At 56.8% G+C, this 22,753-nt stretch carries 25 protein-coding genes and 1 tRNA gene; 15 read left to right on the top strand and 11 right to left on the bottom strand.

Features of this window, described 5'->3' with window-relative positions; translation table 11 throughout:
• Positions 1 to 128: 128 nt before the first annotated feature.
• From MTP39_RS09590 to MTP39_RS09580, 3 genes are read right to left on the bottom strand one after another with little or no spacing between them, the layout of a single operon-like run.
• Complete coding sequence (locus MTP39_RS09590) at positions 129 to 1,016, bottom strand: TlpA family protein disulfide reductase (RefSeq protein WP_249240357.1); 888 nt, start codon at positions 1,014 to 1,016, stop codon at positions 129 to 131.
• A 4-nt stretch (positions 1,017 to 1,020) separates the two neighbouring features.
• Positions 1,021 to 1,905 (bottom strand): 4Fe-4S binding protein, encoded by an 885-nt coding sequence (locus tag MTP39_RS09585; protein ID WP_249240356.1) that lies wholly within the window; start codon positions 1,903 to 1,905, stop codon positions 1,021 to 1,023.
• Positions 1,898 to 2,041, bottom strand: coding sequence for a CD1871A family CXXC motif-containing protein (locus MTP39_RS09580; protein ID WP_333490614.1), 144 nt, complete (start codon positions 2,039 to 2,041; stop codon positions 1,898 to 1,900). Before MTP39_RS09580 ends, MTP39_RS09585 begins: the two co-directional genes overlap by 8 nt.
• A gap of 158 nt (positions 2,042 to 2,199) precedes the next feature.
• On the opposite strand from MTP39_RS09580, the gene MTP39_RS09575 reads away from it, so the two are divergent.
• The 3 genes from MTP39_RS09575 (at position 2,200) to MTP39_RS09565 (ending at position 4,999) form a co-directional block, all read left to right on the top strand.
• Complete coding sequence (locus MTP39_RS09575) at positions 2,200 to 2,877, top strand: response regulator transcription factor (RefSeq protein ID WP_249240355.1); 678 nt, start codon at positions 2,200 to 2,202, stop codon at positions 2,875 to 2,877.
• Positions 2,874 to 4,022 (top strand): sensor histidine kinase, encoded by a 1,149-nt coding sequence (locus tag MTP39_RS09570; RefSeq protein ID WP_249240354.1) that lies wholly within the window; start codon positions 2,874 to 2,876, stop codon positions 4,020 to 4,022. Before MTP39_RS09575 ends, MTP39_RS09570 begins: the two co-directional genes overlap by 4 nt.
• Before the next feature lie 95 nt (positions 4,023 to 4,117).
• On the top strand, positions 4,118 to 4,999 hold the full coding sequence (locus tag MTP39_RS09565; RefSeq protein ID WP_249240353.1) for an aldose 1-epimerase family protein: 882 nt from the start codon (positions 4,118 to 4,120) through the stop codon (positions 4,997 to 4,999).
• 378 nt (positions 5,000 to 5,377) lie between these two features.
• Here the strand turns inward: MTP39_RS09565 and proS are convergent, their stop codons facing one another.
• The gene (gene proS / locus MTP39_RS09560) at positions 5,378 to 6,817 is read right to left on the bottom strand and encodes a proline--tRNA ligase (protein ID WP_005922033.1); all 1,440 of its coding nucleotides are present in this window, start codon (positions 6,815 to 6,817) and stop codon (positions 5,378 to 5,380) included.
• A 123-nt stretch (positions 6,818 to 6,940) separates the two neighbouring features.
• Positions 6,941 to 7,177 (bottom strand): acyl carrier protein, encoded by a 237-nt coding sequence (gene acpP, locus MTP39_RS09555; protein ID WP_015537798.1) that lies wholly within the window; start codon positions 7,175 to 7,177, stop codon positions 6,941 to 6,943.
• Between the two features lie 276 nt (positions 7,178 to 7,453).
• Here acpP and dapF point away from each other — a divergent pair, with 276 nt between their 5' ends.
• The 6 genes from dapF (at position 7,454) to MTP39_RS09525 (ending at position 11,732) form a co-directional block, all read left to right on the top strand.
• Entirely contained in the window at positions 7,454 to 8,293 is an 840-nt protein-coding gene (gene dapF / locus MTP39_RS09550) for a diaminopimelate epimerase (protein WP_249240352.1), read from the top strand.
• Between the two features lie 100 nt (positions 8,294 to 8,393).
• Entirely contained in the window at positions 8,394 to 9,581 is a 1,188-nt protein-coding gene (locus MTP39_RS09545; RefSeq protein WP_249240351.1) for an LL-diaminopimelate aminotransferase, read from the top strand.
• Positions 9,582 to 9,666: 85 nt separating this feature from the next.
• The gene (locus tag MTP39_RS09540; RefSeq protein WP_330221085.1) at positions 9,667 to 10,086 is read left to right on the top strand and encodes a GntR family transcriptional regulator; all 420 of its coding nucleotides are present in this window, start codon (positions 9,667 to 9,669) and stop codon (positions 10,084 to 10,086) included.
• Between the two features lie 2 nt (positions 10,087 to 10,088).
• Positions 10,089 to 10,934, top strand: a complete 846-nt coding sequence (locus tag MTP39_RS09535; RefSeq protein WP_249240349.1) for an ABC transporter ATP-binding protein — start codon at positions 10,089 to 10,091, stop codon at positions 10,932 to 10,934.
• Complete coding sequence (locus tag MTP39_RS09530) at positions 10,931 to 11,572, top strand: ABC-2 transporter permease (protein WP_249240348.1); 642 nt, start codon at positions 10,931 to 10,933, stop codon at positions 11,570 to 11,572. The genes MTP39_RS09535 and MTP39_RS09530 overlap by 4 nt, the downstream gene beginning before the upstream one ends.
• Position 11,573: 1 nt before the next feature.
• Complete coding sequence (locus tag MTP39_RS09525; RefSeq protein ID WP_249240347.1) at positions 11,574 to 11,732, top strand: hypothetical protein; 159 nt, start codon at positions 11,574 to 11,576, stop codon at positions 11,730 to 11,732.
• Between the two features lie 76 nt (positions 11,733 to 11,808).
• Here MTP39_RS09525 and MTP39_RS09520 read toward each other — a convergent pair whose 3' ends face one another.
• Positions 11,809 to 12,825, bottom strand: a complete 1,017-nt coding sequence (locus MTP39_RS09520) for a GDSL-type esterase/lipase family protein (protein WP_249240346.1) — start codon at positions 12,823 to 12,825, stop codon at positions 11,809 to 11,811.
• Positions 12,826 to 13,165: 340 nt separating this feature from the next.
• On the opposite strand from MTP39_RS09520, the gene MTP39_RS09515 reads away from it, so the two are divergent.
• The 4 genes from MTP39_RS09515 (at position 13,166) to MTP39_RS09500 (ending at position 16,381) form a co-directional block, all read left to right on the top strand.
• On the top strand, positions 13,166 to 14,389 hold the full coding sequence (locus MTP39_RS09515; protein WP_249240345.1) for a 6-phosphofructokinase: 1,224 nt from the start codon (positions 13,166 to 13,168) through the stop codon (positions 14,387 to 14,389).
• A gap of 84 nt (positions 14,390 to 14,473) precedes the next feature.
• Positions 14,474 to 15,706, top strand: coding sequence for a 6-phosphofructokinase (locus MTP39_RS09510; protein ID WP_055185834.1), 1,233 nt, complete (start codon positions 14,474 to 14,476; stop codon positions 15,704 to 15,706).
• A 185-nt stretch (positions 15,707 to 15,891) separates the two neighbouring features.
• Positions 15,892 to 15,976 (top strand) — tRNA-Tyr (locus MTP39_RS09505).
• Between the two features lie 153 nt (positions 15,977 to 16,129).
• On the top strand, positions 16,130 to 16,381 hold the full coding sequence (locus MTP39_RS09500) for a DUF6061 family protein (protein WP_249242053.1): 252 nt from the start codon (positions 16,130 to 16,132) through the stop codon (positions 16,379 to 16,381).
• 98 nt (positions 16,382 to 16,479) lie between these two features.
• Here the strand turns inward: MTP39_RS09500 and MTP39_RS09495 are convergent, their stop codons facing one another.
• The 4 genes from MTP39_RS09495 to MTP39_RS09480 all read right to left on the bottom strand — a co-directional run bounded on the left by MTP39_RS09495 (position 16,480) and on the right by MTP39_RS09480 (position 20,403).
• Positions 16,480 to 16,656, bottom strand: a complete 177-nt coding sequence (locus tag MTP39_RS09495) for a hypothetical protein (protein WP_249240344.1) — start codon at positions 16,654 to 16,656, stop codon at positions 16,480 to 16,482.
• A 17-nt stretch (positions 16,657 to 16,673) separates the two neighbouring features.
• Positions 16,674 to 17,939, bottom strand: a complete 1,266-nt coding sequence (locus MTP39_RS09490) for a plasmid recombination protein (RefSeq protein ID WP_249240343.1) — start codon at positions 17,937 to 17,939, stop codon at positions 16,674 to 16,676.
• A 465-nt stretch (positions 17,940 to 18,404) separates the two neighbouring features.
• Positions 18,405 to 19,721 carry a DNA primase family protein gene (locus tag MTP39_RS09485; RefSeq protein WP_249240342.1) on the bottom strand — a complete coding sequence of 439 codons (1,317 nt, stop codon included), beginning with the start codon at positions 19,719 to 19,721 and terminating at the stop codon, positions 18,405 to 18,407.
• A gap of 73 nt (positions 19,722 to 19,794) precedes the next feature.
• Positions 19,795 to 20,403 (bottom strand): CHC2 zinc finger domain-containing protein, encoded by a 609-nt coding sequence (locus MTP39_RS09480; RefSeq protein WP_249240341.1) that lies wholly within the window; start codon positions 20,401 to 20,403, stop codon positions 19,795 to 19,797.
• Between the two features lie 248 nt (positions 20,404 to 20,651).
• Between MTP39_RS09480 and MTP39_RS09475 the strand changes: the two genes are divergently transcribed.
• On the top strand, positions 20,652 to 21,482 hold the full coding sequence (locus MTP39_RS09475; RefSeq protein WP_249240340.1) for a helix-turn-helix domain-containing protein: 831 nt from the start codon (positions 20,652 to 20,654) through the stop codon (positions 21,480 to 21,482).
• Positions 21,466 to 22,056, top strand: a complete 591-nt coding sequence (locus MTP39_RS09470) for a sigma-70 family RNA polymerase sigma factor (RefSeq protein WP_249240339.1) — start codon at positions 21,466 to 21,468, stop codon at positions 22,054 to 22,056. The genes MTP39_RS09475 and MTP39_RS09470 overlap by 17 nt, the downstream gene beginning before the upstream one ends.
• A 135-nt stretch (positions 22,057 to 22,191) precedes the next feature.
• Here the strand turns inward: MTP39_RS09470 and MTP39_RS09465 are convergent, their stop codons facing one another.
• Positions 22,192 to 22,740 carry a hypothetical protein gene (locus MTP39_RS09465; protein WP_249240338.1) on the bottom strand — a complete coding sequence of 183 codons (549 nt, stop codon included), beginning with the start codon at positions 22,738 to 22,740 and terminating at the stop codon, positions 22,192 to 22,194.
• Between the last annotated feature and the right edge of the window lie 13 nt (positions 22,741 to 22,753).

Below are 22,753 nucleotides of genomic sequence, written 5' to 3'. Positions count from 1 at the left end.
ATGGAGATACGCTCCTTTACTGGTAAAAGTATGCTTCTGCCCCAGCGTATTCCGTCCGGTGCCCGGGCGTGCATGGCAATGCCCGCAGCAAACAAAAAAGCCGCCCGAAGGCGGCAGGGGAGAATAGCTTATTTGGCGCTGTCCTTGGCAAGGGCGGCGTCAATATTTTTTTGCAGGGCAGCAAGGTTTTCTTCCTTGTCAATGCCGCCCAGCAGGGGCTGGCCCACAACGTTGCCGTCCCGGTCAAAAACGTAGGTGGTGGGGAAGGCCATGATGTTCAGCGCGAACTTGCCGGCCTCACTGCCGGAGGCAAAGTAGATGTTGCGGTAGCTTGCGCCCTTTGTAGCCAGCAGCTTTTTGGCGGCTTCGATGCCCTGCTGGTTGCCGTCCAGCGTCTCAGTGTTGATGCCGACCACCTCGCCGCCCTGTGCCTTGACCTTCTCGTTCAGGGCGTTCAGGTCGTCCAGTTCCTCCACGCAGGGCTTGCAGCCGTTGAACCAGAAGTTCACCACCGTAAAGGCGTTGCCCGCAAACAGGCTGTTGTCCACCGGGTTGCCCTCTAAATCGCTGCCCTCAAACTTGGGGAAGGCGGTGCCCTGTGCGGCAGCACTGGAAGAGGTGCCCTCTGCGGGGGCAAGGGCAGCAATCTGATTTTCGATATCCCGAATCTTTTCTGCATCGGCGGTCAGGGTCTTGTACTCCTCATCCGAGAACTGGTCCTTTGCCTTTTCCACGGCGTTGAGCAGAAAATCGCCGTAGTTCGTGCTGAGGGTGGTCTCGGTCACGTTTTTGTCCATGGAGGAGAACACCTTCTCCCACAGGGCATCGTTTGCGGAAAGGATCTCGTTTTCCTCGGCCAGCAGCTGCTCCTCGGTCTTGCTTTCTGCAGCCGCAGAGGAAGCGGAAGAAGATGCAGAAGATGCAGAGGATGCAGAGGATGCGCCCTGCCCGCAGGCGGCAAGGCTGAAGGCCAGCACAAGGCTGAGCGAAAGTGCAGTTACACGGTTGAATTTCATGGTTTTACTCCTTTGTTGTTTCAGTGTTTGATTTGTCTCCCAGCCCGAATTTGTACTGGATGGCATCTGTGGGACAGGCTTTCATACACATCCCGCAGCGGATACATTCGGCGTGGTTGGGGGTCTTGGTAATGTCTACGTCCATCTTGCAGGCCCTTGCACAGGCGCCGCAGGAGACGCATTTGTGGGTGTCTACGCGCATCTGGAACAGCGAGACCTTGTTCAGCAGCGCATAGAACGCGCCCAGCGGGCACAGCCACTTGCAGAAGGGGCGGTAGAACACTACACTGCCCACAATGACTGCCAGCAGAATGCAGGCCTTCCACGTAAACAGCCTGCCCAGCGCGGCGCGGATGCCCGCATTGGTCAGGGAGAGGGGAATGGCACCTTCCAGCACACCCTGCGGGCAGAGATACTTGCAGAAGAACGGGTCGCCCATGCCCAGCTCGTTGACCGCCAGCAATGGCAGCAGCACCACCATGACCAGCAGCACGGCATACTTTAAATAGCGCAGCGGCTTCAGTTTCTTGGTGGAAAGCTTGGGAGAGGGGATCTTATGCAAAAGCTCCTGAAACCAACCGAACGGGCAGAGAAAGCCGCAGATGAACCGCCCCAGCAGCACTCCGAAGAGAATCAGGATGCCGGTGATGTAGTAGGAAAAGCGAAACTTGGAAGAACCCACTACCGCTTGGAATGCTCCCACCGGGCAGGCACCGGCAGCGCCCGGGCAGGAATAGCAGTTCAGCCCCGGGACGCAGACGTATTTTCCGCTGCCCTGATACAGCGTCCCTTTGGCAAAGTTGGGCAGATGAATGTTGGTCAAAAGGGTCGCCCCGGCTTGTATAAAGCCCCGGAACCGGGCAAGGGGATTTAGTTTTTTCTTATCCAATGCCTACACACTCCATACACAGCCGGATGGCCTTTGAAAATACGGTGTCTGCCTCGCCCCGCCATACGCCGAACAGCAGCATCAGCACCCCGGCAGCCAGCAGAAGCAGCTGCGCCTGTTTTTTTGTCATGAACATCATAGCCTCCTGTTGTTTGATGACACCAGTATACACCATGGGAGATAAAATTTCTGCTAAGAAAATCTTAACACGAATCTTAACACCGTCTGCTATAATCTGTTATAATGAAGAAAAACGCAATAAACGGATTTTTTATGGGAAAGGTGGAAAATAAAATGCGCCTTTTGGTGGTAGAGGACGAGCACTCCCTGCGGGAGGACATTGCCCGGAAGCTGCGGCTGTCCGGGTACGAGGTGGACGCCTGCGCAGACGGCGAATCCGCGCTGGAAGCACTGGCGGCAGAGCGGTACGACCTTGTGCTGCTGGATCTCAACCTGCCCAAGGTGGACGGGATGCAGGTGCTGCGCAGCTTACGGCAGCACGACCTTGAGACCTGTGTGCTGATCTTGTCGGCGCGCAGTGAGATCGCAGATAAGGTGGAAGGGCTGGATGCCGGGGCGAACGATTATCTTTCCAAGCCCTTCCACCTTGCAGAGCTGGAGGCCCGGGTGCGCAGCCTGACCCGGCGCAAGTTCATCCAGCAGGATGTCTGCCTGTGCTGCGGGCGGCTCAGCTTCAACACCCGCAGCCGGGTTGCTGCGGTGGACGGTCAGACCCTTGCGCTGACGCGGAAGGAGAGCGGCGTACTGGAATATCTGCTGCTGCATCAGGGACGCCCGGTCAGTCAGGAGGAGCTGATTGAGCACGTCTGGGACGGCAGCGTGGATAGCTTCAGCAACTCCATCCGGGTACATATCTCTGCCCTGCGCAAAAAGCTGCGGGCGGTGCTGGGGTACGACCCCATCCGCAACCGCATCGGGGAAGGCTACGAGATCGGAGGAGAGGTACAATGAAGCGTTTGTCCCTGCAATGGCGCATCACCCTGCTGACGGCGCTGCTCATCGCCTGCGCCTGTGTGTGCATGAACCTGCTTTTGTACCGCACCGGCGTTACCGGCATGGACGCCCTTAACGGCTTTATGATGCAGTATCAGCCCGGCAGCGCGGATTCCTTGACCATCGAGATCCCGCAGGAGGAAATGTCCAGCCTGCTGGCGCATTTTTCACAGGAGGTTTACGATGCAAAGGTGGTCTTTGGCCGCAAGGGCTGGTGCATCACCGCCGTGGTCACCATCCTCAGCGCGGCTATCGCTTATTTTGTCAGCGGCAGAGCGCTGAAACCGTTGCAACAGCTTGCGCAGCAGGCGCAGCGGGTCAATCAGGACAGCATTGCCACCGCCCGGTTGGACGAAGATACAGTGCAGGAATTTGGGCAGCTGAGCCGGTCGGTGAACCGGATGCTGGATGGTCTGGCACAGTCCTTTGAATTGCAGCGGCAGTTCGCGGGCAACGCCGCCCACGAGCTGCGCACCCCGCTGGCTATTTTGCAGACAAAGCTGGAACTGTTTGCAGAGGAGCACCCGGCTATGGATGCCGAGACCGCCGGACTGGTCGGCTCTGTGCGGGAGCAGCTGGACCGCCTGACCGCCCTAGTGCGCACTTTATTAGAGATGAGCAATCTGCAATCGGTCTCCCGCACCGACCAGATCGCCCTTGCACCGCTGGTGGAGGAGATCTTGACCGATTTGACCCCTCTTGCCCAGAAAAATGGCATCACCTTGCAGCAGGACTGCGAGGAGCTTGGCATGGTGGGCAGCGATGCGCTGATCTACCGGCTGGTGTTCAATCTGGTGGAAAACGGCATCAAATATAACCGCCCCGGCGGCGCGGTGTGCGTCACCCTGCGGCAGGAAAAACAGGCTGCTGTGCTGCGCATTGCAGATACCGGCCCGGGCATCCCCGCAGACTGCCGGGAGAGCATCTTCCAGCCCTTTTTCCGGGTGGATAAGTCCCGCAGCCGGGAGATGGGCGGCGTGGGGCTTGGCCTTGCCCTTGTGCGGGAGATCGCCGTACTGCATGGCGGCAGTGCGACCGTGGAGAGCAGCAGCGAAAACGGCACTACCTTTGCCGTCACCCTGCCGCTGGCGCAGCCCTGCTGAAACCGGGCGGACTGGGGCTTTCTTTTTGGTGCACAGGGGAGTATACTGGAAACAGCAGGCCCCGGAAAATAAGAAGGACAAAGGAGATACTGAAAATGCAGGCAACCATTCACAACGAATTCCTGACCCTGACCGTGGATACCCACGGTGCAGAGGCTGTCAGCCTGAAAAACGCCGCAGGCGAAGAACTGCTCTGGCAGGCCGACCCCGCCATCTGGAAGCGCCACGCGCCCATTCTGTTCCCGTGGACGGGCAAGCTGGTGGACGGCACCTTTACCGCCAAGGGCAAAACATGGAAGGGCGGTCAGCACGGCTTTGCCCGGGATCTGGAGCACACTCTGCTGCGGGCAGAAGGGGATACCATCCAGCTGGAACTGCGGGCGGACGATGCCATCAAGGCAGAGCGTTTCCCCTATGATTTTGTGCTTACCAGTACCTTCCGTCTGGAGGGAAAGACCGTGCACCACACCTTGCAGGTGACGAACCCCGGCACGGAGGAGCTGCGCTTCGGCATCGGCTTCCACCCGGCGTTCAATGTGCCGTTCGATGAAAAGCACACCACCACCGACTACGAGTTCCGTTTTGACCGGCCGGAAAGCCCGGTCATCCTCGATGCCCGCCCCAACGGCCTGTTGAGCGGCAAGAGCTATTACCAGTGGAAGAACCAGCAGGCTATCCCGCTGACCGATGACCTGTTTGCCAACGACAGCTTCTGCATGGCAGGTCTGCGCACTGGTACCATTGGCATCTGCGAGAAGGACACCGGCCGCAATATCACCTGCAAGGTGGAGGGCTACCCCTATTCGCTCATCTGGTCGGCTCCCGCAAAGCCGGTGCGGTTTGTGTGCATCGAGCCGTGGCACAGTCTGCCCGCAGCCGTTACCGACCCGCAGGACTGGGAGCAGCGCGCCGCAGCCGCCTGCCTTGCCCCCGGCGAAAGCTGGCAGACCACCCTTAGCACTACCTTTGAACGGTAAGAAAAAAGCACGCAGAAACGGCGTGCTCTTGACAGAAACCTCAAAAGTGGGTATACTGTAAATAGAAAAGGCACTGCGACAAGCGGTCAGCCCTTTTGATGAACCGTCTTAGAAACTAAGAACCGTCACCGGCCAGGGTGGCGGTTCTCGCTTTTTACCTTGATGGTAAATACCAATCCGAAGATATGGAACGTCAAAGTAATTGGCATAAGCTTCACCTCCTTTCGGAAGTGGGGCCGAACCGCCTGCCGTTATGTGCAGTGCCTTGCTGCCGAAGCAGCAATTCTATAATAGCATATAATTCGACAAATGACAAGTAAAACCCCCGGAGCATAAAACAGCTCCGGGGGTTTTGTATCGGATCAGAAAAGCAGCTGCTTAGTAAGCAACGCCCCAGTAGACCATAGCCTTGGCGGGCTTACCGCAGCAGGGGCACACATCGCTGAGCTGCTCCTGCTCGAAGGGCATGCAGCGGCTGGAAAGTCCGGCCTCTTCCTTCATCTTCATCTCGCAGGCCAGATCGCCGCACCACATGGTCTTGATGTAGCCGGTGTTGGCCTTGGCCAGCTCCTTCACCTCGTCCATGGTGGTGGCAGCCCAAGTGCGCTTTTCGCGGTTTTCCAGCGCACGCTGGTACAGGTCCTTGCGCAGAGCCTCCAGCTGGGCGGGGATGGCGGTCTCCAGCTCGTCCAGACTTACAAAGACCTTCTCGCGGGTGTCGCGGCGCACCAGAACGCACTGGTTCTTTTCCAGATCCTTGGGGCCGATCTCAAGACGCAGGGGCACGCCCTTCATCTCCCACTGGGCAAACTTCCAGCCGGGGGCGTTGTCGCTGTCGTCCAGCTTCACGCGGGCGTACTTACTGATCTTCTCGGCCAGCTCGGCAGCCTTTTCGGAGACGCCGGGCTTGTGGGCGGCAATGGGCACCACCACCACCTGAATGGGGGCAATGGCCGGGGGCAGAATCAGGCCGTCGTCATCGCCGTGGGTCATGATGATAGCACCCACCAGACGGGTGGAAACGCCCCAGCTGGTCTGGAACGGATGATGCAGCTGGTTGTCGCGGCCGGTAAAGGTAACGTCGTAAGCCTTGCTGAACTTATCGCCAAAGTAGTGGCTGGTGCCGCTCTGCAGTGCCTTGCCGTCCTTCATCATGGCTTCGATGGTGTAGGTAGCCTCGGCACCGGCAAACTTTTCCTTGTCGGTCTTGCGACCCTTCACCACGGGAATCGCCAGATCCTGCTCGCAGGTATCTGCGTAGCAGTTCAGCTGCTGCTGGGTCTCAGCCTCGGCCTCGGCAGCGGTCTCGTGGATGGTGTGACCCTCCTGCCACCAGAACTCGCGGCTACGCAGGAAGGGACGGGTGGTCTTTTCCCAGCGCACCACGCTACACCACTGGTTGTACTTCATGGGAAGCTCGCGGTAGCTGTGCAGCACGCGGGACCAGTGGTCGCAGAACATGGTCTCGCTGGTGGGACGCACTGCCAGACGCTCTTCCAGCTTGTCGGAGCCGCCCATCGTGACCCACGCCACCTCCGGCGCGAAGCCATTGACGAGCTCGCCTTCCTTCTGCAGCAGGCTTTCCGGGATCAGCACCGGCATAGCCACGTTCTCATGGCCGGTGGCCTTGAACCGGGCATCCAGATCCTTCTGGATCAGCTCCCAGATGGCCTGACCATAGGGGCGCAGGATGATAAAGCCCTTCACACTGGAATACTCCACCAGCTCTGCCTTTACACAGATATCGGTGTACCACTGTGCAAAGTTTTCTTCCTGACTGGTGATCGCCTGCACGAGCTTCTTGTTGTCTTTTGCCATTTTGTTATATCCTCCCAAGGCCGTGCGCCAAACGCTGTGCGTTCCGCACGAACCATAATAAAGCCCCGCCTGCCTGCACGGCCGTGTGCCGCACTGCAAAGGCGGGGCTTTTGCCTAAAAGAATCAGTTCTGCGCGTGGCTGTCCACAAAGTTTACCACATCGCCTACGGTGCGCAGGGACTCGATAGCGTCGTCCGGCACCTCGATGCCAAACTCGTCCTCCAGCGTCATCACCATGTCCACGATATCCAGACTGTCCGCCTCGAAATCGCTCATGATATCGCTTTCCAGCGTGATCTTTGCCGGGTCAACGTCCAGCTGCTCAGCCAGCAATGCACGGATTTTTTCAAAAGTATCCATTCCTGTGGTCTCCTTTTTGCAGTTGTATTGCATACGCGTACAGCCCGCCGTGCCCCGGAAAAGCCTCCGGTATCCGGCACAGCCTTGCCTGCTGTACAAAGCGCTCTCTTTTTTTATATCCCATGCAGTGCGTATTGTCAAGCCCTGTTTTGCAGCAACTGAAGAAAATTGTCTGAAAGCTGCTTTTTCCCTTGACATCTCGTGCCGGTTTTTTTATCATTATAAAGTAATGAGTTTACGGAGACTGACCAGTCTCTTTTATAAGGAGCGATAAGCATGAAGCTTTCATTCACCAAAATGCAGGGCTGCGCCAACGATTATATCTATCTGGACTGCCGCACCTCCGGCGTGCCGGAAGAGATCGCAGCGCTTTCAGAGCGGCTGTCCCGGCGGCACTTTTCCATTGGTGCGGATGGCATCATCTGCATCTGCGCACCGGTCACAGCCGGGGCAGATGCCATGATGCGCATCTTCAATGCGGACGGCAGCGAGGGCAAGATGTGCGGCAACGGCATCCGCTGCGTGGCCGAGTGGCTGTACACCCACGGCACGGCAAAGGCGAAGCTTGCCATCGACACCCTCAGCGGCTTAAAGACCGTTGCCCGCATGGGCGAAGGGCTGTGGCAGGTGGAGATGGGTGCCTACACCGCCATGGCAGCGGCGCTGCCCGCCGTGAACATGGGCGAAGGGCCGCTGGTAGATCTGCCTTTGCAGGTGGAAGAGAACCTGTGGCGGGTGACCTGCATCAGCGTGGGCAACCCCCATTGCGTGACAATTGTGCCGGATGTGGACAGCCTGAAGCTGGAGCAGATCGGCCCGGGCTTTGAGCACCACGAAAACTTCCCGGAGCGCATCAACACCGAGTTTGTGCAGGTGGTGGATGCCACTCACCTGAAGATGCGTGTGTGGGAGCGCGGCAGCGGCGAGACATGGGCCTGCGGCACTGGCACCTGTGCCACTGTGGCAGCCCTGACCGAGCTGGGTGTCTGCCCTGCCGGGGAGGACATCCATGTGCAGCTGCGCGGCGGCGAGCTGACCATCCGGGTGCTGCCCGGCAAGCAGCTGCTGATGACCGGCGCGGCCGAGACCGTGTGCGAGGGAACGACCGAAGTGTAAAATGACCCTTTGAAAAAGTTCCCCCTCTGGGGGGAGCTGGCATCGAGCGAATGCGAGATGACTGAGAGGGTTCCACAATATAGAAGCGAGGAAAAGTATCATGAAGATGAACAAGCATTACAATGAGCTGAAGGCCAGCTACCTGTTCGTGGACATTGCCCACAAGGTGGCTGCGTATCAGGAAGCACACCCGGAAAAGGAGATCATCCGTCTGGGCATCGGCGATGTGACCCAGCCGCTGGCAAAGTGCGTGGTGCAGGCCATGCGCGACGCTGCCGAGGAGATGGGCACCAAGGAGGGCTTCCACGGCTACGGCCCGGAGCAGGGCTACCCCTTCCTCAAGCAGGCCATTCAGGGCTACTACGCCGGCCGCGGCACCCAGCTTGCCGAGGACGAGATCTTTATCTCGGACGGCGCAAAGAGCGACCTTGCAAACCTGCTGGGTCTGTTCGATGTGGACAACACCGTGCTGGTGCCGGACCCCGTGTATCCCACCTATGTGGATGATAACGTCACCGATGGTCGCAAGATCATTTACAGCCGCACCGGACAGGAAAACGGCTTCCTCGGGATGCCGGACGAGAGCGTGAAGGCGGATATCATCTATATTTGCAGCCCCAATAACCCCACCGGTGCTGCCTACACCCGCGCACAGCTGAAGGCATGGGTGGATTACGCCCGCAAAAACGATGCCATCATCCTGTACGATGCCGCCTACGAGTGCTTTATTTCGGACGGCGAGTTGGCCCGTAGCATCTTCGAGATCGAAGGTGCACGCGAGTGCGCTGTGGAGATCTGCTCCTTCTCCAAGATCGCAGGCTTTACCGGCACCCGCTGCGGCTACACCGTCGTGCCCAAGGAGCTGGAGCGCGAGGGGATGAACATCAATAAGCTGTGGCTGCGCCGTCAGACCACCAAGTTCAACGGTGTGCCTTATGTGGTGCAGCGCGCCGCTGCCGCCGTGTTCACCGAGAGCGGCATGGCTGAGATCCAGTCTAATCTGGACTACTACCGCCGCAACGCAAAGGTCATCGCCGATGCACTGGACGAGTGTGGCGTGTGGTACTGCGGCGGCAAGAACAGCCCCTACATCTGGCTGCGCTGCCCCGGCAACATGAAGAGCTGGGAGTTCTTCGACTGGCTGCTGGAAAACTGCGGCGTGGTAGGCACCCCCGGCGTGGGCTTTGGCGAGTGCGGCGAGGGCTACTTCCGCCTGACCGCCTTCGGCGATGCGGAAAAGACCAAGCTTGCCGCCCAGCGCATCAAGACCGCTATCAAGGCGCTGTAAAACCTATAAAAACAGCACCCGCTGTCCATTTTGGATGGCGGGTGTATTTTTTTGTGCACCCTCTTGACAAATCTGTATCTTCTGTATATACTGTGCATATACAGATAAAACACAAGCGTCAAAGGAGCAGCCGATGGAACTGTTTATCAACAACAAAAGCGGCGCGCCCATCTATGACCAGATCTACAACCAGATCAAGCAGCAGATCATCAGCGAGGCTTTGCAGCCGGACGAGGCCATGCCCTCCATCCGGGGGCTGGCACGGGATCTGCGCATCAGCGTCATTACCACCAAGCGCGCCTACGATGAACTGGAAAAAGAGGGCTTTCTTTACGCAGTACCGGCAAAGGGCTTTTTTGTGGCTCCGAAAAACACCGAGCTGCTGCGGGAAGAAAACCTGAAAAAGATTGAAGAGCATCTTACCGAGGCCGTCCGCCTGTCCGCATCCTGCGGGCTGAGCAGGGAAGAACTGCGGGAGATGCTGGAACTGCTGTGGGAGGACTGAACATGAACGCACTGGAACTACGGGGGCTTACAAAGCACTATAAGGACTTTACCCTTGGGCCGCTGGACCTAACCCTGCCCGGGGGCACCATCTGCGGCCTGATCGGCGAAAACGGAGCGGGCAAGAGCACCACCATCCGGCTGATCTTGGACATGGTGCAGCGGGACGGCGGCACCGTGACCATCCTAGGCAGGGACAGCCGCACTGTTTCCGTCCGCGCCAAAGAGGAGATCGGCGTGGTGCTGGGCAGCGAGGGCATCCCCCTGTGCCTGAACGCGGTGCAGGCGGGCAAGGTGATGGCGGGTATCTACCACAACTGGGACGCTGCCGCCTATGCGGAGCTGTGCCAAAAGTTCGGTCTGCCGGACAAGAAGCAGTACAAGGACTACTCCACCGGCATGAAGATGAAGCTGTGCATCGCCGTGACGCTGGCGCACCACCCGAAGCTGCTGCTGTTGGACGAAGCCACCAACGGGCTGGACCCGGTGGTGCGGGACGAGGTGACCGACCTGCTGCTGGACTTTGCCCGGGACGAAAACCACTCTATCCTCATCTCCTCCCACATCGTAAGCGACTTGGAAAAGCTGTGCGATACCATCGCTTTCCTGCACAAGGGCAGACTGCTGCTCTGTGAGGAGAAGGACGCCCTGCGGGAGGAATACGCCCTGTGGCATGGCACGGCGGCGCAGCTGGCGGCACTGGATGCACAGGTGTACGGCAAGCGGGTCACCCCCTACGGAGCCGAGGCGCTTGTGCGCCGGGATGCAATGCCTGCCGGGGCAGAGCTTACCCCGGTAAGCATTGAGGAATTGTTTGTACTGATGGTGAAAGGGGAAGATGTGCAATGAAAGGTCTGCTATTGAAGGATGCCTATCAGACGTGGTGCTATATCAGATGGATCATTCTGGTGTCGATTGCTATGATGCTGGTGGGAACGTTTTTCATGAAGGAAGGCTCTAATTTCTTTATACTGTACGGCGGGCTTTTGCTGGGAATGTCGCCCATGACATTGCTGGCTTACGACCAGAACAGCCGGTTCAGCGCTTACTGCGCTGCTCTGCCGGTGACAAAAGAGCAGATCGTGGGCGGCAAATACCTCATCGGCTTGTGCGGTATGGCGCTGGCGGAGCTGCTGAGTATGGCGGCGCTGGCAGCAGCACAGTTGCTCTGGGGTACGGTAACGGTGCAGATCACCGTGGCGACCCTGCTTCAGGTGGCTATGCTGACCCTGCTGGGCAATATTATTATGCTGCCGCTGACCTACCGCTTTGGCTACCAGAAAGCCCGGTATGTGTACTACCTGTGCATCGGTCTGCTTGGGGGCTTTATGGGATATTTCGTCTCTTCGGGGGACAGCGCTTTGGACAGCATCCTGCCCGCCAACGGTTCGCTGCTGGTGCTGGTGGTCGTGCTGGCGGCGGCGCTGGCGCTGTATGCTCTCTCGTGGCGGCTGTCCGTTGCATGGTACGGAAAGGCAGAGCAGTAAAATGAAGAAAAGTCAAATCGCAGGCATCCTGTTCGGCGTTGCCATGGGCGTTTTGTTCAGTGTGACGCTGGGAACGGTCGGTTTTGTGCTGGGTGCCAGCTTTGCAAGTCTGGGCATGGTGATGTTCAAAGGGCTGGATGACCCGCCAGATAAAAAATAATACAAAAAAACAGGTGCACCACCTCTACACCAAAAGCGTTGACTTTTGACGGGGTGGTGCACTTGCTTTTTGCTTTTTATTCTGCGCTGTACGCGCTGCCCATGATCCACGGGTTACTTGCGGAATATTTTGCGTGGTTGCGCAGGTAGGTGACCCATGCGCCGTAGCCATTGCCGGCCGAAAGGTGCACGCCGTCCGGTGCGGCGATCATCTCTTTCAGGTTGCCCTCGCCGTCAGCCAGCGCCTCCCACAGGTCCAGATAAACGCAGCCCTTGCTGGCGGCCAGCTGTGCCAGCTGCTCGTTCACGCCGCGCAGAACGTCTGAGGCAAGACCCGGCTTCTTTTCCGCTGCCGCAGGCCGTACCGGCGGGATGGACTGCACATAAATAATGCAGTCGTCCCCCAGCGTCTGGCGCAGCTCGTCCAACATCTGGCCGTAGTAGGCCAGAAAACGGTCAGAGGCCCCCAAGGTGGTCAGGGTGTTGGTGCCCAGCAGGATATACAGCTTTTTGGGCTGCGCCGCTGCCAGTACATCCAGCGCCACTTCCTGCCCGCGGGTGGGACTCTTGACGGCGGCACGGTTGACGATGGCGTCCGGCCCTACGCCCGTATAGCCGCAGATGAGTGCGCCGCTCAGATTGATCTGATAGTCCGAAAAGCCCACCGTCAGGCTGTCGCCCAGAAAAGCGGCGTCTGAAAAATAGCTGAGGTCTACCTGTCCGCAGGCCGGCTGCCGGATGACACTGGCGTCATACGCCTTAATAGTATAAGCGCCATCGGTCTGCCGGGCGGGGCCGAAGTTTTCCAGCTGCACCGCCTGCGCCGTGCCGCTGCTGTCGGCTGCACTTTCGCTGCCGCTGCCGGAAGCCGCCTCGCCCTGCATGGGCAGCGGTGCCAGAATGTTCTGTGCAATGCCGCCCGTGCCGGTCTGCGGGGTGCTTTCTTCCTCCACAGTCCCTTTTTCCAAGATGGCGGTCACTGCATAGGCGACCAGCAGGATAGCCACAATGACCCCCGCCAGCCGCAGCTTGCCGCCGATGCCTCCGCGTGTGCGCCGCCGGGGCGCCGAATGATACTCGTGTGAAATGCCCATATTCTCTGTCCAGCTTTCTGCAATTATCCCAACAGGCAGGTACTTCTGCCCGGTATTTTTGGAGTGCGCACCCATTTTATCATATTTTTTTTGCCTGTGCAACCAATTGGGTCTTGCATACAACAGGCAAAACGGGTACAATAGAATTGCAGCTTATTTTGCACATTTTACAAAAAGCAAATACACAAGCTGCAAATATTTTTGTGTCAGTTGCGGCAGACGGCTGTTTTGCCGTCTCGGTCCGTTGGCAGTGCAGGGCCGACAGACCACTTTACCGGACGGTGCGGAAAGCCGTTTGCCCGGCAGCGGACACATTTTATATGATCTGAAGGAGGTTTCCATGGCCAAGAATATCATCATTGGTCAGAGCGGCGGCCCTACCGCCGTGATCAACTCCAGCCTTGCAGGCGTATACAAAGCTGCCCGCAGTCTGGGTGCAGACAAGGTGTACGGCATGAAGTACGGCATCGAGGGTCTGCTCAAGGAAGAGCTGCTGGAGCTCAACGTTCTGCTGGATGACCGCATGAGCATTGAGCTGCTCAAGCGCACCCCGTCCAGCTATCTGGGCAGCTGCCGCTTTAAGCTGCCCGACCTGGACACCGATGCCACCCCGTTCGTCAAGCTGTTCACCCTGTTTGACAAGTACGACATCTGTGCCGTGTTCTACATCGGCGGCAACGACTCGATGGATACCATCGCAAAGTTGTCCCGCTATGGGCAGCAGGTGGGCAGCAGTGTGCGGTTCATCGGTGTGCCCAAGACCATCGACAACGACCTGTGCCTCACCGACCACACCCCCGGCTACGGCTCTGCCGCAAAGTACATTGCCACCATCTTGAAGGAAGTCATCCGTGATTCCTCTGTGTACAACATCCGCAGCGTGACGGTGGCCGAGATCATGGGCCGCCACGCAGGCTGGCTGGCCGGTGCAGCCTGTCTGGCCGGCGGCGAGGACTGCGAAGGTCCCGACCTGATCCTGCTGCCGGAAGTGCCCTTCGATCAGGACAAGTTCCTTGCCCGGGTGGACGAGCTGCAGCGGGTGAAGTCCAATGTTATCATCGCAGCCAGCGAGGGCGTAAAGACCGCAGACGGCACCTACCTGTGCGATCTGGTGTCCACCGCCGGGCAGCTGGACGCCTTTGGTCACAAGGCCATCCTCAGCGGCACAAGCCGTTACCTTTCGGAGCTCATCCACGACAAGCTGCAGTGCAAGAGCCGCGCTATCGAGTTCTCCACCCTGCAGCGCTGCGCCAGCCATCTGGCCAGCCGCACGGATGTGAACGAGGCTTACGCCGTAGGAGGTGCCGCCGCAGCTGCTGCCTTTGCCGGCGAGAGCGGCCGTATGATCGCCCTCAAGCGGGTCTCCAACTACCCGTACCAGTGCATCACCGAGTCTGTGGATGTGCAGCAGGTGGCAAATCTGGAAAAGAAGGTCCCGCTGGAATGGATCACCCCGGACGGGATGCAGGTGACCGAAGCCTTTGAGGAGTACGCCCGCCCGCTGATTTTGGACGAGGTGACCCCTGTTTATGTGAACGGTACCCCCCGCCACATCCGTCTGTGATCCGCCTTTCCCTTCCGCGTCTGTTTTCGTGCGACTGCACGTTTTTATAGCCGAAACAGAAAAAACAAAAAAGGAGAAATCATCATGGGAAAAAACGCAATTGTCGGTCAGTCCGGCGGCCCTACCTCTGTCATCAATGCCAGTCTGGCGGGTGTCTTTGAAAGCTGCAAGAACCGCGGCGCAGACGTTGTGTACGGTATGTGCAACGGTGTTGCCGGTCTGCTGGAGGAGCGGGTGGTGGATCTTTCCACCCTGCTGACCGATGATCTGGACATCGAGCTGCTCAAGCGTACCCCGTCCAGCTTTCTGGGCAGCTGCCGCTATAAGCTGCCCGACTGGCGGGACGACGAGGCGGTGTACAAAAAGCTGTTTGCCATTCTGGAAAAGCTGAACATCGGCTACTTCTTCTACATCGGCGGCAACGACTCCATGGACACCATCGGCAAGCTGGCTGACTACGGCCAGCGCATCGGCAGCGACATCCGCTTTATGGGTGTGCCCAAGACCATCGACAACGACCTGATGGTTACCGACCACACCCCCGGTTACGGCTCTGCGGCCAAGTACATCGGCGTTGTGATGAAGGAGATCATCCGTGACGCCACCGTGTATGGCACCAAGTACGTTACCGTGGTGGAGATCATGGGCCGCAACGCCGGCTGGCTGACCGCCGCCGCCGCACTGGCCAAGAGCGACGATTGCGAGGGAGTGGACATGATCTGCCTGCCCGAGGTTCCCTTCAACGTGGAGCGCTTTGTGGAAAAGGTGCGTGTGATGCAGGAAAAGAAGCCCAGCATCGTCATTGCCGTGTCCGAGGGCGTAAAGCTGGAGGATGGCCGCTATGTCTGCGAGCTGGCTGACGACGTGCACGCAGTGGACGCTTTCGGCCACAAGGCACTGACCGGTACCGCACGGTATCTGGCCAACGTGGTGGCACGCAATCTGGACACCAAGACCCGCTGCATCGAGCTTTCCACCCTGCAGCGCTGCGCCGGTCACCTGACCAGCCGCACCGACATCACCGAGGCCTATCAGGTGGGCGGTGCTGCTGCCAAGGCAGCCTTTGAGGGTGTTACCGGCCAGATGGTGGCTCTGAAGCGCATCTCCAACAACCCCTACCAGTGCACCACCGAGCTGCATCCCATCAGCGAGGTCGCCAACCTGGAAAAGAAGGTTCCCTTGAGCTGGATGAACAACAACCACACCCAGATGACCGAGGACTTCCTGGACTACGCCCGTCCGCTGATCCAGGCTGAGCTGACCCCGCTGTACATTGCCGGTCTGCCGCACCATATTTACATGAAGAACCAGAAGTGATCTTCTCCTGATTTTTTGTCAGGCTGAAAAGCCCTCCCGCCCGGACGCTGTAAAGCGCACCCGGACGGGAGGGCTTTTATGATTTTCACATATATTTTTGCGCGCAGCCCAAATTATGGGTTGACAAATTGCGCTTTCGGTGGTAACATATACAGGCAGTCCACGCGGCTGTGGAAAACGAATATGGGCGTGTTCCCGAGTGGCCAATGGGGACAGACTGTAAATCTGCTGCTTTCAGCTTCGGTGGTTCGAATCCACCCGCGCCCACCAAACAAGAAAAATCCGAACCTGTTTCCGATTGGAGAAGGGTTCGGATTTTTCGTTTTCTTCGGGTACGATAACGAAGGCTCCCGTGGAAGATACAAAACTCCGATACCTTGTCATAGACCGTAACCACACAACAAGAGTTTGGAGGACACAATGATGAAATACGATGCAAGAGCCTGTTCGTTCAATATGGATACCGGGTGTGTGGAGCTGCTGCTCCAAGATGGGCGTAAAATCTCCATCGACTGCACCGGGGTCGAGGATGCACTGAATGTGACTATGGCACAGCAGACGGAACTGGACTACCTCATCTACAATGATCCGCTGGGCTATGCAGATTTGATTCTGAACGGTGACCCAGAGGAATATTTGAAGAATGTGGCCGGGAGCCATGGGTTAGAAGATTAAGGGCAAAAAAATAAGAGGTGCGCCCAACTGGACACACCTCGGCGAGATACATCTATGTAAGACAGGGCGTTCCCTTTTCCGGGAGCGTCCTGCTGTTTTTATGCTGCGATGGGTGCGGCGTTCAGAGCCTCCTGCTCTTTCAGCCATTCCTCATATTCACGCTGACCTTCCTCGCTGTTGAAAAACTCAACCATGGAGGGATAAAAGCAACGTGCCAGCGCCTTGATTGCTTCATCCGGGTAGCCGGATTTGTTCGACTTCTTCTTTTTGTTCAAATGGTATCCTCCGAAAATCAAAGTTCCATATCCTGCCCACGCTTGCGGTTTCGCTGCGACACATTCATGGTGCGCTCCTGCTTGGGGGCAAGAATCTTTTCCAGAAAGCCGCGCACCAGTTCGGGCGCACGGTGGAGAGCATCCAGATAGGGCTTTACATCGTACCACAGGTCGTGGTACTTGTTGCTCCAATGAATGGCTTCCTTTTGGGCGGTGGAAAGTTCTTCTTTCAAGCGGCGGTTCTCCACATCCATCATATAGCCGTGGTCGGCCTGTTTTTTCAGCTTGGAGAATTCTTCTTCGGTCAGCGAGTAGTTACCGAGAAAGGTGCGCTTGCCGATATAATCCAGATCACGCGCATGAATGAGGGCTTCTTTCGTGAGCGTGGTCTTTTTCTGAATGGAGGCAAGTTCTTTCTCCTTTTGGGAGAGGGCCTGACTGGTTTTGGCAAGCGATTGTGCCTGCTGGTCGGCTTGGGTGGTCAGGGTGTCCAGCCGTTCCTGCTCCCGCTGGACTTTGAACTGAGTGACAGTCAGGTGTTCTTCGGTGCTGCCACGCTCGCCGCGCTCCACATCGGTGTACCCGGCAGTACGCATATAGTTGAAGAAATCGTCTTGCAGGACGCTGTACGACTTCTTCAGGACTGGCTTGCCGTTCTTTTGCAGCACGGGCTTTCCGGCATCGTCCAGCAGGGGCTTGGATGCCCACTTCTTGCTCCGGCTGACCTGCATGACAGTCTCCTTGACGGTGCCGACCAGTGCCTTGTCCTTGCAGCGTTTCGACCACAGGATTTGCTTTTCCACCACAGGCACATAGACCACATGGAGGTGGTAGTGGTAGACCTCCCGGCCCAGTGCTTCGGTCATGGCACGGTTGATCTCATCGGCGTGCATGACAGCTGAGAGGATATACTGCTCACCACCCACGATTTGCACAGCAGCTTTGTAGGCATCCGCATAGAACTGCTTGGCGAACTCGTAGCCACCGTGATTGTCAAAATAGGCCGAGTTGACATCAAAGACAAGTTCACAGTAGTGGGTAGCATCCGGCTTCAAGCCGCGCGTGGAGATGGTTTCGGCGGCTTCCAGTTGGGCGAATAGGTCGGTGTAGCTGGCGGTTGGCTTTTTGAAGTGGACGTTCCATGAGGTGCGCTGGGGGATAATGTCGGGGTTCCGATAGCTGCCCTTTTCGCGTTCGTTGTGCTGCTGGGTGTTGCCAACAGCCTTATCCGAAACGGCGAGATTCCGGACACTGGTACGGTCAATACCATCATTTCTTGCCAAAGGGCATCCCTCCTTTCGGGGTTCAGAGGAAGGTGACGAGGACGGAGATGCACTTCCCCGGAAGTGTAATAATCCACTATGACACTTTCATCCCTATGGGCTGCAAAGTGTAGTGGGCTCTTCGAGGACTCTCCGAGGGGGAACGTCTCCTGCGGGAGAGCTAATCAAGTTCACGTTTGCGAAGCAATGAAAGCCCCAGTGGGGCTTTTAAGTGACCGAACGGTCTTGCGCCAGCAAGATGGAGGGGCCTCGCCCCGACAAGTTCGCACAATGCGAACTTGATTGCTCCGTACGCATCTGAAAAAATTGCGTACGGACTTCAAATAACCCGTACGGTCTGTACGGTGTACGGAAATTCGAAATATAAACGATAACGCGTTTTAATTTGCTTTTATTTTCCGTACGGGTGCGTACAAGTACAGACCGTACAGGTTGTACGAACTTCTTCCGTAAAAAATGCACTTTTTACAGACAGGGGTGGACAAGCGGTTCGATGCCTACAAAACCCCGCACCCTGCGGCCACCGGGCAGGTAGATGTTGTTGGTGGCTTCAAGGTTATAGCGGCGGTCATTCTGGCGCAGTTCTGCGCTGAAACGGATTGCCGATACGCTGTGGCAGGCGTTGTCCTCGCACCACTGCTTATAAATGTCGTAGAACTCCTTGGAACTGATGGAGTAGTCTGCCTTAAAGCGGAAGTAGCCCTCGGATTCCATGAAGTCAATGACATTGTTGCTGCTGCGCTTGATGGTGTCCACGTTGGCGGCGGCTCGTTCGCTGACCGTGAAGCGGAAGTTGTTCTGCACCAGCCGGTGCAGCCCTTCCAGACACCAGAGCAGGATGCCCTCCAACTCGGCGCACATCTTCTCCACAAGGAAGGGGTCGTCTGTGCGGTCGGCAGGCTTGTCCTTGGTGGTCAGGATAAGTTGGCGGCGAAAGAAGCCGTCCGAATGGTCATACAGCGAAGTCAGCGCACCGTTGCCGAAGCAGAGAAACCGGGCGTAGATGTCCCGCTGGTAGCTCTGGACACCCTTGCGCTCCAAGTCCAGCTTGGCCTCGGCGGTCACGATGGTCTTGATATAATTCGTCTTGGGCAGGGCGTTCATGTCCATATCATCGTCGATCATCAGCAGGCGGCGTTCCAGATCGGCACGGGCAAAGCGGTTGTTCTCCACCTTCTGGACGCTGCCATTGCTGGCAGCATCTCCCATGAGCCGTTTGAGCACCAGCCCGATGCGAGACTTGCCCTCGCCGCCCTTGCCGACAATGAGCATCATTTTTTGCCCCTTGGTGCTGGGAATGAGGCAGTAGCCCAGATACTCCTGCAAGGTGGGGATGTCGGCATCGTCCAGCAGCTCGTGCAGGAAGGTCAGCCAGCGGTCAGGGGTGGGGGCTTTGGGGTCGTACTTCACCGGCAGGCGGTTCTGGCAGAACAGGCGGCTCTCCTGAAAGGTGCCGTCCGGCAGATGGTACACGCCGTTCTGGAGATGGATGCAGTCCTGCTCGATGGGGAACGGGTCGGAAAAGGCCAGCAGCTTGATGGTCTCCAGAATGTTGGTGACCTTTTTGGACAGGCCGGAGGTGACATATTCCTCGATGTTCTCCAAGATGCGCTGCTTGATCTCGCTCTCGTCCTCCACCGGACCGTCCAGCGTGTACAGCGTACCGTTGACGCATTTCAGCGGCCACTGTTCCAGAAAGGCGCGGCCAAACTGGACTTCATCGATCTTCTTACCGTTGTACCAGTCCGGCCATAAAGGGTTGCGGGAAATGTTTTTCTTCATGTGGTGGTTCTCCTTTAAAAAAGTAAAGTGGTGATTATCATAATGATAAGCACCACTTTAGGTGAATGAATCGTCAGGCGCACTTTGCCAGAGCAAGGCGGTCGGTGCGCTCCTCCAGCATCAGCAGGTACGACCCGGACAGCAGCTGTGCGGCGGCAGCGGCCTTCTGCCGGGGCGTCCCAAATGCAACGCAGTCCGTCAGGTGCTCGATGGTCTCGGTCATGTGGAGGGCTTCTTCAAACCGTGGGTCATGCGGTTCCTCCGGGGTGGCGGGCTTGTAGCGCTTTTGCCAGTCGTGCAGCAGGTCAAGATAATCGGTCAGCACCCGCAGGCAGTAGGCGATGTCTGCCCACTGCTCGTCCGTCAGGCCACGCTTGGGCGGCGGCAGGGCGATGGCATTGGCGGGCGGTTTGTCCGGGTCAAGCCCGAAGTCACTTGCGAGCTTCTCGGCGGCTTGCCGGGGGTTCAGGTTGAACAGCTTGGCGGTGAGGTCGATGGCATCTCCGTTGGCTCCACAGCCGAAGCAATAATAATAGGTGTCGTTCAGCTTCATGCTGGGGTCGCTGTCGGAATGGAAGGGACAGCACACCATGCCATGGCGGTCGGGTCCCATGCCGTACATCTCTCCCACCTGCCGAACGGTGATAGCGGACTTGATCTTTTGATACAGGCTCAAGGGCATTCCTCCTTTGTTTCGTGCGTTGCACCAGAGACCCCAAAGTGGGAACTCTGGTGTTTTTTGTCTTGTGCCTGAATATACGGAGAATTTTGCAGAAAGAGCAAAAAAGCGGCAAAACTGCAACGGAAAAAGAAAAAAGCCCTTACTGGTTGCAGGGCTGCAACAGCAAAGGCGGAGAAAAAGCCGTATATTGAACAAAACGGCAGAGCGTATTATAATGAGGAAAAAGCTCAAAAAGGAGGGCCGACCACATGGCACAGGAATATCTGCCCGCACCGTCCAACGTCCGTCTTGCGGACTTGATGAAAGAGCACAACATCAGCCAACCGGAGCTTGCCAAGGAGATCGGCTGCTCCAAGAGCACCATCAGCCGTTTTATTAGTGGTGCGAAAGGAACCCTGACCCATGAGCAGGTGCTAAAGATTGCAAGGCTGTTCAAAGTGTCCACGGATTTCCTGCTGGGAGAAACCAACATCCCTGACCGCAAGAACTACGACATTGCCGAGCTGGGCTTGTCCGTAGAAGCCGCAAAGAGCCTCTACACAGGGCGTGTCAATACAGAGGTGGTCAACCTGCTGTTGGAAAACGCCCGCTTTGCAGAGCTTACTTACCGCATAGCGCAGTATTTTGACGATACTTTTGCATCCGGCATCGCAGCACAGAATGCCATGCTCACGACATTGAGCACCCTGCTGCGTACAAGGGTCAAGACTCCGGAAGCAGCCAAAGCCGCAAAGGACATCAGCCTTCGGAGAAAGCCGGTGTACCAAGGCGACCTTGATGACATTGAGATGTACTTCATGGCAGCGGTCAAGGAAATCAAAAAGGGGATCGGGAGCCATTACGCCGAACAGGAAGCATTGAGCAAGAAAGTGGCAGAGAAAATGTTCACCGAATTGACCAAAGGGCAGGATGTGCAGCACCCAACGATCACGGCAGAGCAGTTGGCGGATGCCATGCTGGACAGCGTTTCGGGCATGGAAGGAGCTACGCCGGAAGCACTGGAACAGCTGCGGAGCGGTCTGCTGGGAATCTTGCAGTCTGCCGCAGAGCAGGAAAACGCCCATGAAGCAGACGAATGAACGGCTTTGTGTGCTGGCGCAGAAAGGCGATGCAACTGCGCTGGACAGCCTGATCGACAACAACAAGTCCTTTATTGGCAAGGTGGCAAATGACCTTTTTCGCAGCATGAATCTGGCACAAGCTGGCTTGAACCTTGACACGGACGATTTGAAACAGGCGGGCAATCTGGGCTTATGGAAAGCTGTGCCGAAGTTCGATGCAGCGCGCGGCATGAAGTTCCTGACCTATGCGGCTCCTGCCATCCGCAACGCCATGATGGACATGGTACGGGATGCCTTTGCCGCTTTTGAGCAGCGGATGGTAACGGAGGACAAGGACGGTATCAGCTACCAGCGCGTTTCGCTGGACGATGTTCTGCCGGGAGAGGAACAACTGCGGCGCATCGAAGCCATAGCTGACCCCTACGCCATGCAGCCGCAGAGTATTATGGAAGAGCAGGAATCGCGCCGGGAACTGTACGATGGCCTGAAACGGCTGCCCCAACGGGAGCAGACCTATCTGCTGTACCGCTATGGCTTCACCGATGGCGAGGAACATCCGCTGATCGGCACGGCGATATATACTTTCACCTGACGAAAGGCCGCGCCAAAAAGACGGAGGAACAAGCTATGGATAACCTGTGGCTGGAACTGCCGTGGTGGTTCGATTAAAGGAAGCGAAGAAAATAGCTTTTATACACTAAAGAATGAAATCAAAATGAATGAGAATTTATTTGGAAGTTTTAGGGAAGAATGCACATTCTAATTTTTTTAATATAGAAAGCTTTTTACGGTTGATAGCTTGTCTACTGACACCAGATTTTTCTGCTATATCTGCGATGCTCATTCCTTTAAAAACAAATTGAGATAATAAGGTCAGTTCAGAAGGTTGAAGAACAGAATGTAAATCGGAAATCAATAGTTTAGGATATTCATCGTTTGAGGACAAAGACATCTGATCGAAATCAATTTCATCAATGCTTGCGATGACAGAGCTATCTACGGCGTTTTTTCGGCTGTTAGGCGAAATGTATTGATGCCGGATAGAGGATTCAATATATTTCACTAATGTGCCGTCATCTTTTCTTTGAAGTTTGGTCAATTTTCCGGAATGCAGTAATTCGAGAAGATATAATTGTAAATCTGAATAGGCATCCTCATACTTAAGAAGAGCTGCATATTTTTTCAGTAATGGCTGAAAACGTTGGACGATTTGTAGCTGTGCAAAGGAGTTGCCGTTATATGCATTTAGAAAAAGGTCAAAAAGCGTATAATTCAATTTTCTTTCCTCC

Source organism: Faecalibacterium sp. I3-3-33 (genome assembly GCF_023347295.1).
Classification (GTDB): domain Bacteria; phylum Bacillota; class Clostridia; order Oscillospirales; family Ruminococcaceae; genus Faecalibacterium.
The sequence above is the reverse complement of the archived record's forward strand: the minus strand, read 5'-3'. Positions and strand labels throughout refer to the sequence as shown.

Excerpts from the sequence above, each read along its gene's own strand:
- MTP39_RS09590 (WP_249240357.1), bottom strand. The coding sequence starts at position 1,016 with ATGAAATTCAACCGTGTAACTGCACTTTCGCTCAGCCTTGTGCTGGCC.
- MTP39_RS09580 (WP_333490614.1), bottom strand. The coding sequence starts at position 2,041 with ATGTTCATGACAAAAAAACAGGCGCAGCTGCTTCTGCTGGCTGCCGGG.
- MTP39_RS09575 (WP_249240355.1), top strand. The coding sequence starts at position 2,200 with ATGCGCCTTTTGGTGGTAGAGGACGAGCACTCCCTGCGGGAGGACATT.
- MTP39_RS09570 (WP_249240354.1), top strand. The coding sequence starts at position 2,874 with ATGAAGCGTTTGTCCCTGCAATGGCGCATCACCCTGCTGACGGCGCTG.
- MTP39_RS09565 (WP_249240353.1), top strand. The coding sequence starts at position 4,118 with ATGCAGGCAACCATTCACAACGAATTCCTGACCCTGACCGTGGATACC.
- proS (WP_005922033.1), bottom strand. The coding sequence starts at position 6,817 with ATGGCAAAAGACAACAAGAAGCTCGTGCAGGCGATCACCAGTCAGGAA.
- acpP (WP_015537798.1), bottom strand. The coding sequence starts at position 7,177 with ATGGATACTTTTGAAAAAATCCGTGCATTGCTGGCTGAGCAGCTGGAC.
- dapF (WP_249240352.1), top strand. The coding sequence starts at position 7,454 with ATGAAGCTTTCATTCACCAAAATGCAGGGCTGCGCCAACGATTATATC.
- MTP39_RS09545 (WP_249240351.1), top strand. The coding sequence starts at position 8,394 with ATGAAGATGAACAAGCATTACAATGAGCTGAAGGCCAGCTACCTGTTC.
- MTP39_RS09535 (WP_249240349.1), top strand. The coding sequence starts at position 10,089 with ATGAACGCACTGGAACTACGGGGGCTTACAAAGCACTATAAGGACTTT.
- MTP39_RS09530 (WP_249240348.1), top strand. The coding sequence starts at position 10,931 with ATGAAAGGTCTGCTATTGAAGGATGCCTATCAGACGTGGTGCTATATC.
- MTP39_RS09525 (WP_249240347.1), top strand. The coding sequence starts at position 11,574 with ATGAAGAAAAGTCAAATCGCAGGCATCCTGTTCGGCGTTGCCATGGGC.
- MTP39_RS09520 (WP_249240346.1), bottom strand. The coding sequence starts at position 12,825 with ATGGGCATTTCACACGAGTATCATTCGGCGCCCCGGCGGCGCACACGC.
- MTP39_RS09515 (WP_249240345.1), top strand. The coding sequence starts at position 13,166 with ATGGCCAAGAATATCATCATTGGTCAGAGCGGCGGCCCTACCGCCGTG.
- MTP39_RS09510 (WP_055185834.1), top strand. The coding sequence starts at position 14,474 with ATGGGAAAAAACGCAATTGTCGGTCAGTCCGGCGGCCCTACCTCTGTC.
- MTP39_RS09500 (WP_249242053.1), top strand. The coding sequence starts at position 16,130 with ATGAAATACGATGCAAGAGCCTGTTCGTTCAATATGGATACCGGGTGT.
- MTP39_RS09485 (WP_249240342.1), bottom strand. The coding sequence starts at position 19,721 with ATGAAGAAAAACATTTCCCGCAACCCTTTATGGCCGGACTGGTACAAC.
- MTP39_RS09480 (WP_249240341.1), bottom strand. The coding sequence starts at position 20,403 with ATGCCCTTGAGCCTGTATCAAAAGATCAAGTCCGCTATCACCGTTCGG.
- MTP39_RS09475 (WP_249240340.1), top strand. The coding sequence starts at position 20,652 with ATGGCACAGGAATATCTGCCCGCACCGTCCAACGTCCGTCTTGCGGAC.
- MTP39_RS09470 (WP_249240339.1), top strand. The coding sequence starts at position 21,466 with ATGAAGCAGACGAATGAACGGCTTTGTGTGCTGGCGCAGAAAGGCGAT.